This window comes from Streptomyces gilvosporeus (assembly GCF_002082195.1).
Taxonomy (GTDB): Bacteria; Actinomycetota; Actinomycetes; order Streptomycetales; family Streptomycetaceae; genus Streptomyces; species Streptomyces gilvosporeus.
This window is the reverse complement of the sequence record NZ_CP020569.1, coordinates 2,480,964-2,494,256: the sequence shown is the minus strand read 5'-3', so window position 1 is coordinate 2,494,256 and position 13,293 is coordinate 2,480,964. Positions and strand designations below refer to the sequence as shown.

10 protein-coding genes are annotated in these 13,293 nt (G+C 71.5%); 9 read left to right on the top strand and 1 reads right to left on the bottom strand.

The window, feature by feature from the left end:
• Positions 1–127: 127 nt before the first annotated feature.
• On the bottom strand, positions 128–1,939 hold the full coding sequence (locus B1H19_RS10905; protein ID WP_083104420.1) for a glycoside hydrolase family 15 protein: 1,812 nt from the start codon (positions 1,937–1,939) through the stop codon (positions 128–130).
• Between the two features lie 397 nt (positions 1,940–2,336).
• Here B1H19_RS10905 and B1H19_RS10900 point away from each other — a divergent pair, with 397 nt between their 5' ends.
• From B1H19_RS10900 to B1H19_RS10860, 9 genes are all read left to right on the top strand, one after another.
• Entirely contained in the window at positions 2,337–4,010 is a 1,674-nt protein-coding gene (locus B1H19_RS10900) for a CTP synthase (protein WP_083104418.1), read from the top strand.
• Positions 4,011–4,116: 106 nt separating this feature from the next.
• Positions 4,117–4,743 (top strand): NUDIX domain-containing protein, encoded by a 627-nt coding sequence (locus tag B1H19_RS10895; RefSeq protein WP_083104416.1) that lies wholly within the window; start codon positions 4,117–4,119, stop codon positions 4,741–4,743.
• Positions 4,744–4,912: 169 nt separating this feature from the next.
• Positions 4,913–7,051 carry a tetratricopeptide repeat protein gene (locus B1H19_RS10890; protein ID WP_083104414.1) on the top strand — a complete coding sequence of 713 codons (2,139 nt, stop codon included), beginning with the start codon at positions 4,913–4,915 and terminating at the stop codon, positions 7,049–7,051.
• A gap of 167 nt (positions 7,052–7,218) precedes the next feature.
• Positions 7,219–8,334 (top strand): alanine dehydrogenase, encoded by a 1,116-nt coding sequence (gene ald, locus B1H19_RS10885; protein ID WP_083109543.1) that lies wholly within the window; start codon positions 7,219–7,221, stop codon positions 8,332–8,334.
• Positions 8,335–8,826: 492 nt separating this feature from the next.
• Entirely contained in the window at positions 8,827–9,843 is a 1,017-nt protein-coding gene (locus tag B1H19_RS10880; protein WP_418361439.1) for a ParA family protein, read from the top strand.
• Positions 9,840–10,355 (top strand): hypothetical protein, encoded by a 516-nt coding sequence (locus B1H19_RS10875; protein ID WP_083104411.1) that lies wholly within the window; start codon positions 9,840–9,842, stop codon positions 10,353–10,355. Before B1H19_RS10880 ends, B1H19_RS10875 begins: the two co-directional genes overlap by 4 nt.
• A gap of 60 nt (positions 10,356–10,415) precedes the next feature.
• Positions 10,416–11,441 carry a segregation and condensation protein A gene (locus tag B1H19_RS10870; protein WP_083104410.1) on the top strand — a complete coding sequence of 342 codons (1,026 nt, stop codon included), beginning with the start codon at positions 10,416–10,418 and terminating at the stop codon, positions 11,439–11,441.
• Between the two features lie 32 nt (positions 11,442–11,473).
• On the top strand, positions 11,474–12,151 hold the full coding sequence (scpB, locus tag B1H19_RS10865) for an SMC-Scp complex subunit ScpB (protein WP_203237336.1): 678 nt from the start codon (positions 11,474–11,476) through the stop codon (positions 12,149–12,151).
• Positions 12,151–13,284 carry a pseudouridine synthase gene (locus B1H19_RS10860; RefSeq protein ID WP_083104409.1) on the top strand — a complete coding sequence of 378 codons (1,134 nt, stop codon included), beginning with the start codon at positions 12,151–12,153 and terminating at the stop codon, positions 13,282–13,284. The genes scpB and B1H19_RS10860 overlap by 1 nt, the downstream gene beginning before the upstream one ends.
• The last annotated feature ends 9 nt before the right edge of the window (positions 13,285–13,293 follow it).

The window sequence follows — 13,293 nt, the reverse complement described above, 5'->3', positions numbered from 1 at the left end:
TGCCGGGCCGTAGCGGCGGAGCCGTGTAGGGCCGGTGCCGCTGCCGAACAGCCCCGCGCAGCGGCAACCGCCCGCCGCAGGCGCAACGGCGGCAAACCCCTACGGCGGGACGGCCGACAACGTGGGGCTAACCCCCATAGGCCCCGCTGGCCGTGAGCCGCAAGGCCGTGTCGATCAAAGGAACATGGCTGAACGCCTGCGGAAAGTTGCCCACCTGGCGCTTGAGCCGTGGGTCCCACTCCTCGGCCAGGAGGCCCAGGTCGTTGCGGAGCGAGAGCAGCTTCTCGAAGAGTCTGCGGGCCTCCTCCACCCGGCCGATCATGGCGAGATCGTCCGCGAGCCAGAAGGAGCAGGCCAGGAAGGCTCCCTCCTCGCCTTCCAGGCCGTCGACGCCGAGGTCGTCCTCGCCGGAGGTGGGGTAGCGCAGGATGAAGCCGTCCTCGGTGGACAGTTCGCGCTGAATCGCTTCGATGGTGCCGATGACGCGTTTGTCGTCGGGCGGCAGGAAGCCCATCTGGGGGATGAGGAGCAGCGAGGCGTCCAGTTCCTGGGAGCCGTAGGACTGGGTGAAGGTGTTGCGCTCCTTGTCGTAACCCTTCTCGCAGACGTCCCGGTGGATGGTCTCGCGCAGGTCCTTCCAGCGTTCGAGGGGACCGTCGACGTCACCGGACTCGATCAGTTTGACGGTGCGGTCGACGGCCACCCAGGTCATGACCTTGGAGTGGACGAAGTGCCGGCGCGGGCCGCGGACCTCCCAGATGCCCTCGTCCGGCTCGTCCCAGTGCTTCTCCACCCACTGGATCAGCTTGATCTGGAGCAGCGAGGCGTAGTCGTTACGGGCCAGCCCGGTCATATGCGCCAGGTGCAGGGCCTCGGTGACCTCGCCGTAGACGTCCAGCTGGAGCTGTCCGGCGGCGCCGTTGCCGACCCGTACGGGCTGCGAATTCTCGTACCCGGGAAGCCAGTTGAGGTCGTTCTCGCCCAGTTCCCGCTCGCCGGCGATGCCGTACATGATCTGGAGGTTCTCCGGATCGCCGGCCACCGCGCGCAGCAGCCATTCGCGCCAGGCGCGGGCCTCCTCGCGATAGCCGGTGCGCAGGAGGGAGGAGAGGGTGATCGCGGCGTCGCGGAGCCAGGTGAAGCGGTAGTCCCAGTTGCGGACGCCGCCGATGCACTCGGGCAGCGACGTGGTCGGCGCGGCGACGATGCCGCCCGTCGGGGCGTAGGTGAGGGCCTTGAGGGTGATCAGCGAGCGGACCACGGCATCGCGGTAGGGGCCGTGGTAGGTGCAGTGCTCGACCCACTCGCGCCAGAACTCCTCGGTCGCCGTCAAGGACGCCTCCGGCTCGGCCACGGCCGGCGGCTGCTTGTGCGAGGGCTCCCAGCTGATGGTGAAGGCGATCCGCTCGCCCGGCGAGACGGTGAAGTCGGAGAACGTGGTCAGGTCCTTGCCGTAGGTCTCGACCTCGGTGTCCAGCCATACGGAGTCGGGGCCGGCGACGGCGACGGTGCGGCCGTCGCGCTTGTGGACCCAGGGCACCACCCAGCCGTACGCGAACCGCATCCGCAGCTCCGAGCGCATCGTGACCCGGCCGCTGACGCCCTCCACGATGCGGATCACCTGCGGGGCGCCGTCCCGCGGCGGCATGAAGTCGATCACCCGGACCGTGCCGCGGGGGGTGTCCCATTCGGACTCCAGCACCAGGGAGTCCCCCCGGTAGCGGCGCCGGTCGGCGGGGCGGGGGCCGCCGCCGGGGCCGTAGGCCGGGCCCATCCGCCAGAAGCCGTGCTCCTCGGTGCCCAGCAGACCCGCGAAGACCGCCGGGGAGTCGAAACGGGGCAGACACAGCCAGTCGACGGTGCCGTCCCGGCATACCAGGGCGGCCGTCTGCATGTCTCCGATGAGTGCGTAGTCCTCGATGCGCCCGGCCACGTGCATCTCCCGTCGAACTGGAGTGACGCCCCCCATGGGACGTGTGTGCTGTCCGTCCTGCCCATGAAACGTCGCCGAGCAGCGGGACCGGAAATCGGGCGGGGGTGGTGCCTTCCCGGGCGGCTCGTTGGCGAGTGTCCGAGCAGGATACGACGCAGATGAGCGATCCGCGCGACGCTCGCAAGGAGTGGGGTGGTCCGATCGGGTGGCCTAAGTCACGTGGCTGTCACATGGAATCGGCCATGCGTGGCCGGGCGCGACCATGCCCGGTCGCTGATAGCCTGGTACCCCGTGGACCGGTGGGCACGAGAACCCCCGAACCGCAGCGACGGCACCCCCGAAACCGGGCCGGTTGCCGCCTCGCACCTCTCCACCTCGCGACCACGGGAGCTCCCTCTTGGCCATGACGCCCTCTGCTTCTCGCAAGAATGCAGCCACGACGACCAAGCACCTCTTCGTCACCGGGGGCGTCGCCTCCTCGCTCGGCAAGGGGCTCACCGCTTCCAGCCTGGGTGCACTCCTGAAGGCGCGCGGCCTGCGGGTCACGATGCAGAAGCTCGACCCGTACCTGAACGTCGACCCCGGAACGATGAACCCGTTCCAGCACGGTGAGGTCTTCGTCACCAACGACGGCGCCGAGACCGACCTGGACATCGGCCACTACGAGCGCTTCCTGGACGTCGACCTCGACGGCAGCGCGAACGTCACCACCGGCCAGGTCTACAACACCGTGATCGCCAAGGAGCGCCGCGGCGAGTACCTCGGCGACACCGTGCAGGTCATCCCGCACATCACCAACGAGATCAAGCACCGCATCCGGCGGATGGCGACCGAGGACGTCGACGTCGTCATCACCGAGGTCGGCGGCACGGTCGGCGACATCGAGTCGCTGCCGTTCCTGGAGACCGTCCGCCAGGTCCGCCACGAGGTCGGCCGGGACAACGTCTTCGTCGTGCACATCTCGCTGCTCCCCTACATCGGCCCGTCCGGTGAGCTGAAGACCAAGCCGACCCAGCACTCGGTCGCGGCGCTGCGCAACATCGGTATCCAGCCCGACGCGATCGTGCTGCGCGCCGACCGCGAGGTGCCCACCGCGATCAAGCGCAAGATCTCGCTGATGTGCGACGTCGACGAGGCCGCGGTGGTCGCCGCCATCGACGCCCCCTCGATCTACGACATCCCCAAGGTCCTGCACACCGAGGGCCTGGACGCCTATGTCGTGCGGAAGCTGGACCTGCCCTTCCGCGATGTGAACTGGACCCAGTGGGAGGACCTGCTCGACCGCGTCCACAACCCCGACCACGAGGTCAAGGTCGCGCTGGTCGGCAAGTACATCGACCTGCCCGACGCCTACCTCTCGGTGACCGAGGCGCTGCGCGCCGGCGGCTTCGCGAACAAGACCCGCGTGAAGCTGAAGTGGGTCACCTCCGACGACTGCAAGACGCCCGCGGGCGCCGCCGAGCAGCTCTCCGACTGCGATGCGGTCTGCATCCCCGGCGGCTTCGGCGACCGCGGTGTCGACGGCAAGGTCGGCGCCATCACCTACGCCCGCGAGAACAAGCTGCCGCTGCTGGGCCTGTGCCTGGGCCTCCAGTGCGTGGTCATCGAGGCGGCCCGCAACCTCGCCGGGATCGAGGGCGCGAACTCCACCGAGTTCGACCCGGGCGCCGCCGACCCGGTGATCTCCACGATGGCCGAGCAGCTGGACATCGTCGCCGGTGAGGGCGACATGGGCGGCACGATGCGGCTGGGCATGTACCCGGCCAAGCTCGCCGAGGGCTCCATCGTCCGCGAGGTCTACGCGGGCAAGGAGTACGTCGAGGAGCGCCACCGCCACCGTTACGAGGTCAACAACGCCTACCGCGGCGAGCTGGAGAAGAAGGCCGGGCTCCAGTTCTCCGGCACCTCCCCGGACAACAAGCTCGTCGAGTACGTCGAGTACCCGCGCGAGGTGCACCCCTACCTGGTCGCCACCCAGGCGCACCCGGAGCTGCGCTCCCGCCCGACCCGCCCGCACCCGCTCTTCGCCGGGCTGGTCAAGGCCGCCGTCGCCCGCAAGACGGGTGTCGCGAAGTAGCGGACACCGCTACGGATACGGTTGCCGGGGTGTGGCCTCCACGAGGCCGCACCCCGGCTTTCCGCGTCGGTGGATGCTCAGGCACATACAGGGAGGACGTCGCGCCATGGCGATCAAGGACACCCCGGAGGAGTGGGCGGTCATCGCGACCACGACGCCGTTCACCGGGAACAAGACCAGCGTGCGCACCGACGAGGTCGTCATGCCCGACGGCAGCAGCGTCACGCGCGACTACCAGGTCCACCCGGGCTCGGTGGCGGTGCTCGCCCTCGACGACGAGGGCCGGGTGCTGGTGCTGCGCCAGTACCGCCACCCCGTACGCCACCGGCTGTGGGAGATCCCGGCCGGGCTGCTCGACGTCCCCGGCGAGAACCCGCTGCACGCCGCGCAGCGCGAGCTGTACGAGGAGGCGCACGTCAAGGCCGAGGACTGGCGGGTGCTGACCGATGTCTACACCACGCCGGGCGGCTGCGACGAGGCCGTACGGATCTTCCTCGCCCGGGATCTGTCCGAGGCCGAGGGGGAGCGGTTCGAGGTCTCCGAGGAGGAGGCCGACATGGAGCTGGCACGGGTGCCGCTGGAGGAGCTGGTGCGCGGAGTGCTCGCCGGTGAGCTGCACAACAACTGCCTGGTGGTGGGGGTGCTGTCGCTGACCGCGGTCCAGGCCGGCGCGGGGGTGGACACACTGCGTCCGGCCGAGGCGCCCTGGCCCGCCCGTCCGTTCGCGTCCTGACCGGCAGCGGACCGGCCCCTTACCCGCCGGTCTGATGATCTTCTGTTCCGATCGAGTGACCAACCGCCCCGCTGAGCGCGGCCGGTGACGGATCGTGAACTACGCTCGGCACCGTTCCCGCCGCCGAATGCGGTGGGCTCGTACGCGCAGCAGGACAGGAGCGTGGCCGGTGACGGATCAGGCGGTGGGCGGCGGGCAGCTCCCGCCGGAGGCGAGGGACCGGCCGGCCGGGGGTGCCACGGCCGCGCCGTCCCGGCGGGCATCGGGGCCCCGCCGGGACGGCGCCGTCACCGTCCCCGCGCCCTCCACCCCGCCCCCCGCGGCCCGGATCGCCGGCCGCCGCCGCGAGCTCAAGGCGCTGCGCGCCGACATCGAACGCACCGGCCTGGACACCCTCACCGGCCGCCGCGGCGCACGCAGCCGCGTCCTGCTGATCGCCGGCCGTCCCGGCTCCGGCCGTACCGCGCTGGCCGAGGCCCTGCTGCGCGAGCTCGCCGCCGACTACCCCGACGGGGTGCTGCGCACCACCCTCACCGGCCGGGACGGCGAACCGGCCGCCACCGAGGTCATCGCCCGCGAGCTGCTCGATGCGCTCGGCACCGCCGCCCCGCCCGGCGCCCCCCTGGACGAGTTGAGCGAGCTGCTGCGCGGCGCCCTCGCCGGCCGCCGTGCGCTGCTCTTCCTGGACGACGCCCCGGGCGCCGAACAGGTCGAGCCGCTGCTCCCGGACGCCCCGGACTGCCTGGTCGTGGTCGTCTCCCAGGGGCCGCTGACCGGTATCCCCGATGTCCGGCCGTGCACCCTGGGCGGCCTGGACACCGCGGCCGCCGTCGAACTGCTCGCCAGTTACGCCGGCCCCACCCGGATCACCGTCGATCCGACCACCGCCGAGGCCATCGCCGAGGAGTGCGCCGGGCAGCCCGCCGCGCTGGTACTGGCCGGCGGCTGGCTCGCCGCCCGGCCCAAGTCCTCGCTGGCCGATCTGCACCAGGCGCTGGCCGCCGTACCGCCCCCCGACGGCCAGTCCACCGCCGTCCGGCCGCTGTACCGCGCCTTCCGCATCGTCTACGACGCGCTGCCGCAGACCGCGGCCCGGATACTGCGACTGACCGTCATGGCCCCCGGCGGCCTGCTGGACGCGCACACGGTCTCCGCGCTGGCCGGATGCACGCTCGCCACGGCCGGGACGGCGCTGCACGAGTTCACCGAAATGGGGCTGCTGCGTCCGGTGGCGGGCCAGGAGGAGGCGACGGCCGTACCCGACGGCGCCGCCGGGCACCCCGCCTACCGGCTGCCCGGCTGCCTCGCCCCGCTGGTGCGCACCCTGCTGGAGGACACCGAACGGGCCGCCGACATCCAGCTGGCCCGCGCCCGGATGCTCCAGCGGACCGTACGGCTGCTGGTGTCGTGCCGGGCGATGACCGAGCCCCCCGGTTCGCCCGCGCGCCAGAAGGTCGCCGCCCTGCCGCGTTCGCTGCGCTTCCCCTCCCGGGACGCCGCCGCCGGCTGGCTGCGCGGTCGCCGCGACGTGCTGCTGGACGCCGCCCGGATCGCCGTCGCGGACGGTGAACTGGACACGCTGGACCGGCGGTTGATGGCCGCGCTGACCCGTACGCTGCTCGCGCACCAGGGCCCCGAGGCGGCCGCGCCCGACCTCTACACCCTGCACGGCCTCCTCCTGGAGGTCGCCACCCGCCGCCGGCTGCCGCGCGAACAGGCCGCGGCCCTGCTCAACCTCGCGGATGTGGACGCCCGCACCGGCCGCACCGAGGCGGCCCTCACCCGCTACCGCGGCGCCCTGGAGGCGGCCCGCGCGGCGGGCGACGAGCCGGCCACCGGGCGGGCGCTGGAGTCGCTGGGCGGCACCTATGCGGCGCTGGAGGACTGGCAGCGGTCCGCGGACTGGTACGGACGGGCGCTGGAGCTGCGGCTGGGCCGCGGGGAGCGCGCGGACGCGGCCCGCCTGCACGGCCGGATCGGCTCCGCCTGCGCCCGAACCGGCCGGTGGGAAGAGGCGATCAAGGCGTGGCGGGCGGCCGCGCGGACCTACCGCAGGGCCGGCGACACGGCCGGCCAGGCGCGGGCGACGGGGGAGCTGGCTCACGTCCTGGAGTGCGCGGGCGCGCACGAGGAGGCGCTGCGGACCGCACAGGAGGCCCTCGAAACCGTCCGCATGGCGGACGAACCCCGCCTGGAGGCGGTGCTGCGACTTCGGATTGCGGACGGTCTCGAACGCCTCGGCGACCCAGCAGCCGCACGGCTCCACCGTGACCTGGGGGAGCAGCTTCTCGAAGATCACCCCGACTGACCTACGAAATCGGTAGTGCCTCCGGCGAGAATTATTGCTTTACAAGGCTAGACAAGAAGAGCTCCTTCAATAGACTGGGCGGGCCGCGTACGGCGCGGTCAGTTCCGTCATGCATCGCATGAGGGGATAATTCCTCTGCAAGCTCTCTTTCAAGGACCGTGATCGACGTGAAGGTCGGTATCCCCCGCGAGGTCAAGAACAACGAGTTCCGCGTGGCCATCACGCCCGCCGGAGTGCACGAGCTCGTCCGCCACGGCCATGAGGTCGTCATCGAGAAGGACGCCGGTCTCGGCTCGTCCATCACGAACGAGGAGTACGTCGCCGCCGGCGCCACCATCCTCGACACCGCCGATGAGGTGTGGGGCAGCGCTGACCTGCTGCTGAAGGTCAAGGAGCCGATCGCGGAGGAGTACCACCGGCTCCGCAAGGACCAGACGCTCTTCACCTACCTGCACCTGGCCGCCTCCAAGGAGTGCACGGACGCCCTGCTGGAGTCCCGCACCACCGCCATCGCCTACGAGACGGTCGAGACCGCCAACCGCGCGCTGCCGCTGCTCGCCCCGATGTCCGAGGTCGCGGGCCGGATCGCCCCGCAGGTCGGCGCCTACCACCTGATGCGCCAGGCCGGCGGCCGCGGCGTCCTTCCGGGCGGCGTCCCGGGCACCCACGCCGGCAAGGCCGTGGTCATCGGCGGCGGCGTCTCCGGCTGGAACGCCGTGCAGATCGCCGTGGGCATGGGCTTCCACGTCACCCTGCTCGACAAGGACATCAACAAGCTCCGCGAGGCCGACAAGATCTTCGGCACCAAGGTGCAGACGATCGTCTCCAACGCCTTCGAGCTGGAGAAGGCCGTCGTCGAGGCCGACCTCGTCGTCGGTGCCGTCCTGATCCCGGGCGCCAAGGCCCCCAAGCTGGTCACCAACGAGCTCGTCGCCAAGATGAAGCCCGGAAGTGTCCTTGTCGACATCGCGATCGACCAGGGCGGCTGCTTCGAGGACTCCCGTCCGACCACCCACGCCGAGCCGACCTTCCAGGTCCACAACTCGGTCTTCTACTGCGTCGCCAACATGCCCGGCGCGGTCCCGAACACCTCCACCTACGCCCTGACCAACGCCACGCTGCCCTACATCGTGTCGCTGGCCAACAACGGCTGGGTCGAGGCGCTGCGCCGTGACCCGGCGCTGGCGAAGGGCCTGAACACCCACGACGGCAAGGTCGTCTACCCCGAGGTCGCCGAGGCGCACGGCCTCGAGTCGGTCGAGCTGCGCACGCTCCTCGGCTGATAAGGCGTCAATCGGTCGCGTTCGCGCGCAACCACCCGGCCGGGCCCTGTCAACGGGGCCCGGCCGGTCGTGTGTGCGACACGCCGAGGGCGGGTCTTCGGCCGACGGACCCTCAACTCGCCGTGAACGTAACCCTTTAACCGATTCGCGACCCCCCGAAACATCGGGTTGAAGCGCCCTGCGCCCTTGACATTCGGGGGTTGAGTTACCGACACATCGTGCCGGGTCCGGTGGATTGTGTTGCTGCGAACGCCCGACACGCCATAGAGTCGCCAACCGTCGGCATGGTGCCACGCTGACCTATCGATAAGTTTCCTGGTCGCATCCAAGGAGGTAAGACGACTTGTGAATGAGTCGACATTTACTCCCGGAGGTGGCGTGCCAGGAGCGGTTGCACGGGGCCAGGGTCCCTCGGGGCTCGAGGCTGTCGGCTCCGTCGCGGTCCACACCTTCGCAGCGCACCAGAGCATTTCCACGACAGCCCACCAGAGTATGGACGGCCATCACGTGAACGCCATGGCCGGCGACCGGGGCAGTGGACAACCCGCCCGTCTCGCCGACTACGACGACCTGCCCGAGGGGCACTTCTACGATCCGGACGCGGAGTACGAGCCGGACCCCGAATACGCCGCGACGCTCGCGCCGGACGCCGCGCGCCAGCGCCGCGAACGCGTCGGCCCGACCGGACGCCCGCTCCCCTACTTCCCCATCCCGGGACCGCTGTCGGACCACGGCCCGGCGAAAATCATCGCGATGTGCAACCAGAAGGGCGGGGTCGGCAAGACCACCTCGACCATCAACCTGGGCGCCGCACTCGCCGAATACGGACGACGGGTCCTGCTCGTCGACTTCGACCCCCAGGGCGCCCTGTCGGTCGGCCTCGGCGTCAACCCGATGGAACTCGACCTGACGGTCTACAACCTGCTCATGGAGCGGGGCATGTCGGCCGACGAGGTGCTCCTGAAGACCGCGGTCCCCAACATGGACCTGCTGCCCAGCAATATCGATTTGTCAGCGGCAGAGGTGCAGTTGGTCAGCGAGGTCGCCCGCGAGTCGACCCTCCAGCGCGCCCTCAAGCCGCTGCTGGCCGACTACGACTACATCGTCATCGACTGCCAGCCCTCGCTCGGCCTGCTCACCGTCAACGCTCTGACGGCGGCTCACAAGGTCATCGTCCCGCTGGAGTGCGAGTTCTTCGCGCTGCGCGGTGTCGCGCTGCTCACCGAGACGATCGAGAAGGTCCAGGAGCGGCTCAACCCCGAGCTGGAGCTCGACGGCATCCTGGCGACCATGTACGACTCCCGTACGGTGCACAGCCGCGAGGTCCTGGCGCGCGTCGTCGAGGCCTTCGACGACCACGTCTACCACACCGTCATCGGCCGTACGGTCCGCTTCCCCGAGACCACCGTCGCGGGCGAGCCGATCACCACGTACGCCTCCAACTCCGTGGGTGCCGCCGCCTATCGCCAGCTCGCCAGGGAGGTGCTCGCCCGGTGTCACGCCGAGTGAGTCTGCCCGGAGCCGACGAACTCTTCCGCACCACCGGGGGGATGGGACTCCAGTCCTCCCCGCCCCGCCGGTCGCCCAACGGCTCCGCGGCGGGCGGCTCCCCGGCGCCGGGTGAGACACCCCGGGTGCCGGCGCCGGCGGGCGAGGCCGACCCCGGCGAGGACCCGGTGCAGGCGCCCGCCGCGGCCGAGCCCGGCGGCCGGGGGGCGGACGAGTCTCCCAAGGGCCCGGCGGTGTTCGCCCAGCCCGCCGCCCCGGCCCGCCGCCGCGGTGCCGGCCGCGGCGCCAACCGCCGCCCCAGCGGCCGCGAACGGCACGACGAGAAGATCACCGTCTATGTCTCCGCCGAGGAGCTCATGGACCTCGAACACGCCCGCCTGGTCCTGCGCGGCGAACACGGCCTCGCCGTCGACCGCGGCCGCATCGTCCGCGAGGCCGTCGCCGTCGTCCTCGCCGACCTGGAGTCCCGCGGGGACGCCAGCATCCTGGTACGGCGGCTGCGGGGGCGCTGACGCGCGGTCGCGGTGGTGCGCGGCCCGCCGGGCGGGCCGCGGGATAGCCTGTGGACCGCGATGCCGACGACGACCCACCACGACACCCCCGTCACCCGGGCCCGGCGCCCCCTGGGGCGCGGGCCGGGGGCCGAGCCGCAGGAGGAACCGGCCGCACCGGACGTCCCTGCCGTACCGGAGACTCCCGCAGCCCCCGCCGCACCGGACGTCGCCGCCGCGTCGGACGCCCCCAGCGCCCCCGCCGACCCTCCGCAGCCCGACGACCGCAGGTTCACCGTCCGGCTGACCAACTTCGAGGGGCCCTTCGACCTCCTCCTCCAGCTCATCGCCAAGCACAAGCTGGACGTCACCGAGGTCGCGCTGTCGAAGGTCACCGACGAGTTCATGGCGTACATCCGCGCCATGGGGCCGGACTGGGACCTGGACCAGACCACCGAGTTCCTGGTGGTCGCCGCGACGCTGCTGGATCTGAAGGCGGCCCGCCTGCTGCCCGCCGCCGAGGTGGAGGACGAGGCGGACCTCGCGCTGCTGGAGGCCCGTGACCTGCTCTTCGCCCGGCTGCTCCAGTACCGCGCGTACAAGCGGATCGCGGACATCTTCAGCGAGCGGCTGACGGACGAGCAGCGCCGCTACCCCCGAACCGTCGGGCTGGAGCCGGAGCACGCCGAGCTGCTGCCCGAGGTCGTCCTCGGCATCGGGGCGGAGGGGTTCGCCAAACTGGCCGTCAAGGCGATGCGGCCCAGGGCGAAGCCGCAGGTCTACGTCGACCACATCCACGCGCCGCTGGTCAGCGTGCGCGAGCAGGCCGAGGTGGTGATGGCGCGGCTGCGGGAGGCGGGCCGGGCCGGCTTCCAGGAACTGGTGGCGGACGCACCGGACACCCTCACCGTCGTGGCGCGCTTCCTGGCGCTGCTGGAGCTCTACCGGGAGCGGGTGGTCGCGCTGGACCAGGAGGAGGCGCTGGGGACGCTGACGGTGCGCTGGACGGGCGCGGAGGGAGCCGAGCCGGTCGTGACGGACGAATTCGACCAGGAGGCGGCACCGGAGGCCGCGGGGGAGCCCCGGCGGACGGAGGAGGCACAGTGAGCGCAGTGAACGGGGCGGACCGGGCGGACGGGATGCGCCAGGACGCGTACGAGGTGCAGGAAGCCGCTGCCGAGGATGCGGGGCCCGCGGCGCCCGCGGGGGCGCTGGGGGTCGCCGAGCTGGCGCTCAAGCCCGCCCTGGAGGCCGTCCTGATGGTCGTCGACGAGCCGGCGACCGAGGAGCATCTGGCGAAGGTGCTCCAGCGGCCGCGCCGCGCGGTGGCCCTCGCGCTGCGCGAGCTGTCCGACGACTACACCCGCGAGGGCCGCGGCTTCGATCTGCGCCTGGTGGCCGGCGGCTGGCGCTTCTACTCCCGCGCCGCGTACGCCGACGCCGTCGAGAGCTTCGTCCTGGACGGCCAGCAGGCCCGCCTCACCCAGGCCGCATTGGAGACTCTGGCCGTGGTCGCGTACCGTCAGCCGGTCAGCCGTTCCCGTGTCTCGGCCGTACGCGGGGTCAACTGTGACGGTGTGATGCGCACGCTCCTCCAGCGCGGTCTGGTGGAGGAGGCGGGGACGGAACCTGAAACAGGTGCGATCCTGTACAGGACGACGAATTACTTTCTGGAGCGGATGGGCCTGCGCGGCCTGGACGAGCTCCCTGAGCTCGCACCGTTCCTCCCGGAGGCGGACGCGGTCGAGGGCGACTCCCCGGAAGGTATCCCGTCGTTCGACGTAGACGACAGCGGCGACTCTCAGACGGATCATTGATGCGAAGCAGCGGCAGGAACAGCAGGGGCAGCAGCGGCGGCGGTCGCGGTAACTACCGCGGTGCCGGCAACCAGCGGGACGACAAGCAGCAGCGAGCGGGCCGCCCCCGTCCCGAGGAGCGCCGCTACGACGTGGGCGGATCCGGCGGCGGTACCGGCGGCGGTACCGGCGGCGGTACCGGCGACGGCCCCCGCAAGGGGCGCGGCGCGGCGGCCCGCGGCGGTGCCAAGGGCGGTCCCCGTACGGGAGCGAAGTCCTCCGGCTTCGGCGCCAAGGGCGGCGGTCCCCAGCGCGGTCGCGGCCAGGGCCCCGCGCGGCCCCGTGAGTACGACGCCCAGGTCGAGGAGCGCAACCGCGCCCGCCATGACAAGCCGCAGGTCAAGACCCCCAAGACCTTCCCCGGCGCCGAGCAGGAGGGCGAGCGGCTGCAGAAGGTGCTGGCCAGGGCCGGTATGGGCTCGCGGCGGGCCTGCGAGGAGCTGATCGACCAGGCGCGGGTCGAGGTCAACGGCAAGATCGTCACGGAGCAGGGCGTCCGCGTCGACCCGGAGAAGGACGAGATCAAGGTCGACGGCCTGACGGTCGCCACCCAGTCCTACCTCTTCTTCGCCCTCAACAAGCCGGCCGGCGTCGTCTCCACCATGGAGGACCCCGACGGCCGCCAGTGCCTCGGCGACTACGTCACCAACCGCGAGACCCGCCTCTTCCACGTCGGCCGCCTGGACACCGAGACCGAGGGCATCATCCTGCTCACCAACCACGGCGAGCTGGCCCACCGCCTCACCCACCCGCGCTACGGCGTCAAGAAGACCTACCTGGCCGCCATCCAGGGCCCCCTCCCGCGCGACCTGGGCAAGCGGCTCAAGGACGGCATCCAGCTGGAGGACGGCTACGCGCGAGCCGACCACTTCCGGGTCGTGGAGAACACCGGCAAGAACTACCTCGTCGAGGTCAGCCTCCACGAAGGCCGCAAGCACATCGTGCGCCGGATGCTGGCCGAGGCCGGCTTCCCGGTCGAGAAGCTGGTCCGTACGGCCTTCGGCCCGATCTCCCTGGGCGACCAGAAGTCGGGCTGGCTGCGCCGGATGACCAACACCGAGGTCGGCATGCTGATGCGCGAGGTCGAGCTGTAGCCGGAAGCC

Excerpts from the sequence above, each read along its gene's own strand:
- B1H19_RS10880 (WP_418361439.1), top strand. The coding sequence starts at position 8,827 with ATGGACGGCCATCACGTGAACGCCATGGCCGGCGACCGGGGCAGTGGA.
- B1H19_RS10870 (WP_083104410.1), top strand. The coding sequence starts at position 10,416 with ATGCCGACGACGACCCACCACGACACCCCCGTCACCCGGGCCCGGCGC.
- B1H19_RS10895 (WP_083104416.1), top strand. The coding sequence starts at position 4,117 with ATGGCGATCAAGGACACCCCGGAGGAGTGGGCGGTCATCGCGACCACG.
- B1H19_RS10905 (WP_083104420.1), bottom strand. The coding sequence starts at position 1,939 with ATGCACGTGGCCGGGCGCATCGAGGACTACGCACTCATCGGAGACATG.
- scpB (WP_203237336.1), top strand. The coding sequence starts at position 11,474 with ATGCGCCAGGACGCGTACGAGGTGCAGGAAGCCGCTGCCGAGGATGCG.
- B1H19_RS10900 (WP_083104418.1), top strand. The coding sequence starts at position 2,337 with ATGACGCCCTCTGCTTCTCGCAAGAATGCAGCCACGACGACCAAGCAC.
- B1H19_RS10860 (WP_083104409.1), top strand. The coding sequence starts at position 12,151 with ATGCGAAGCAGCGGCAGGAACAGCAGGGGCAGCAGCGGCGGCGGTCGC.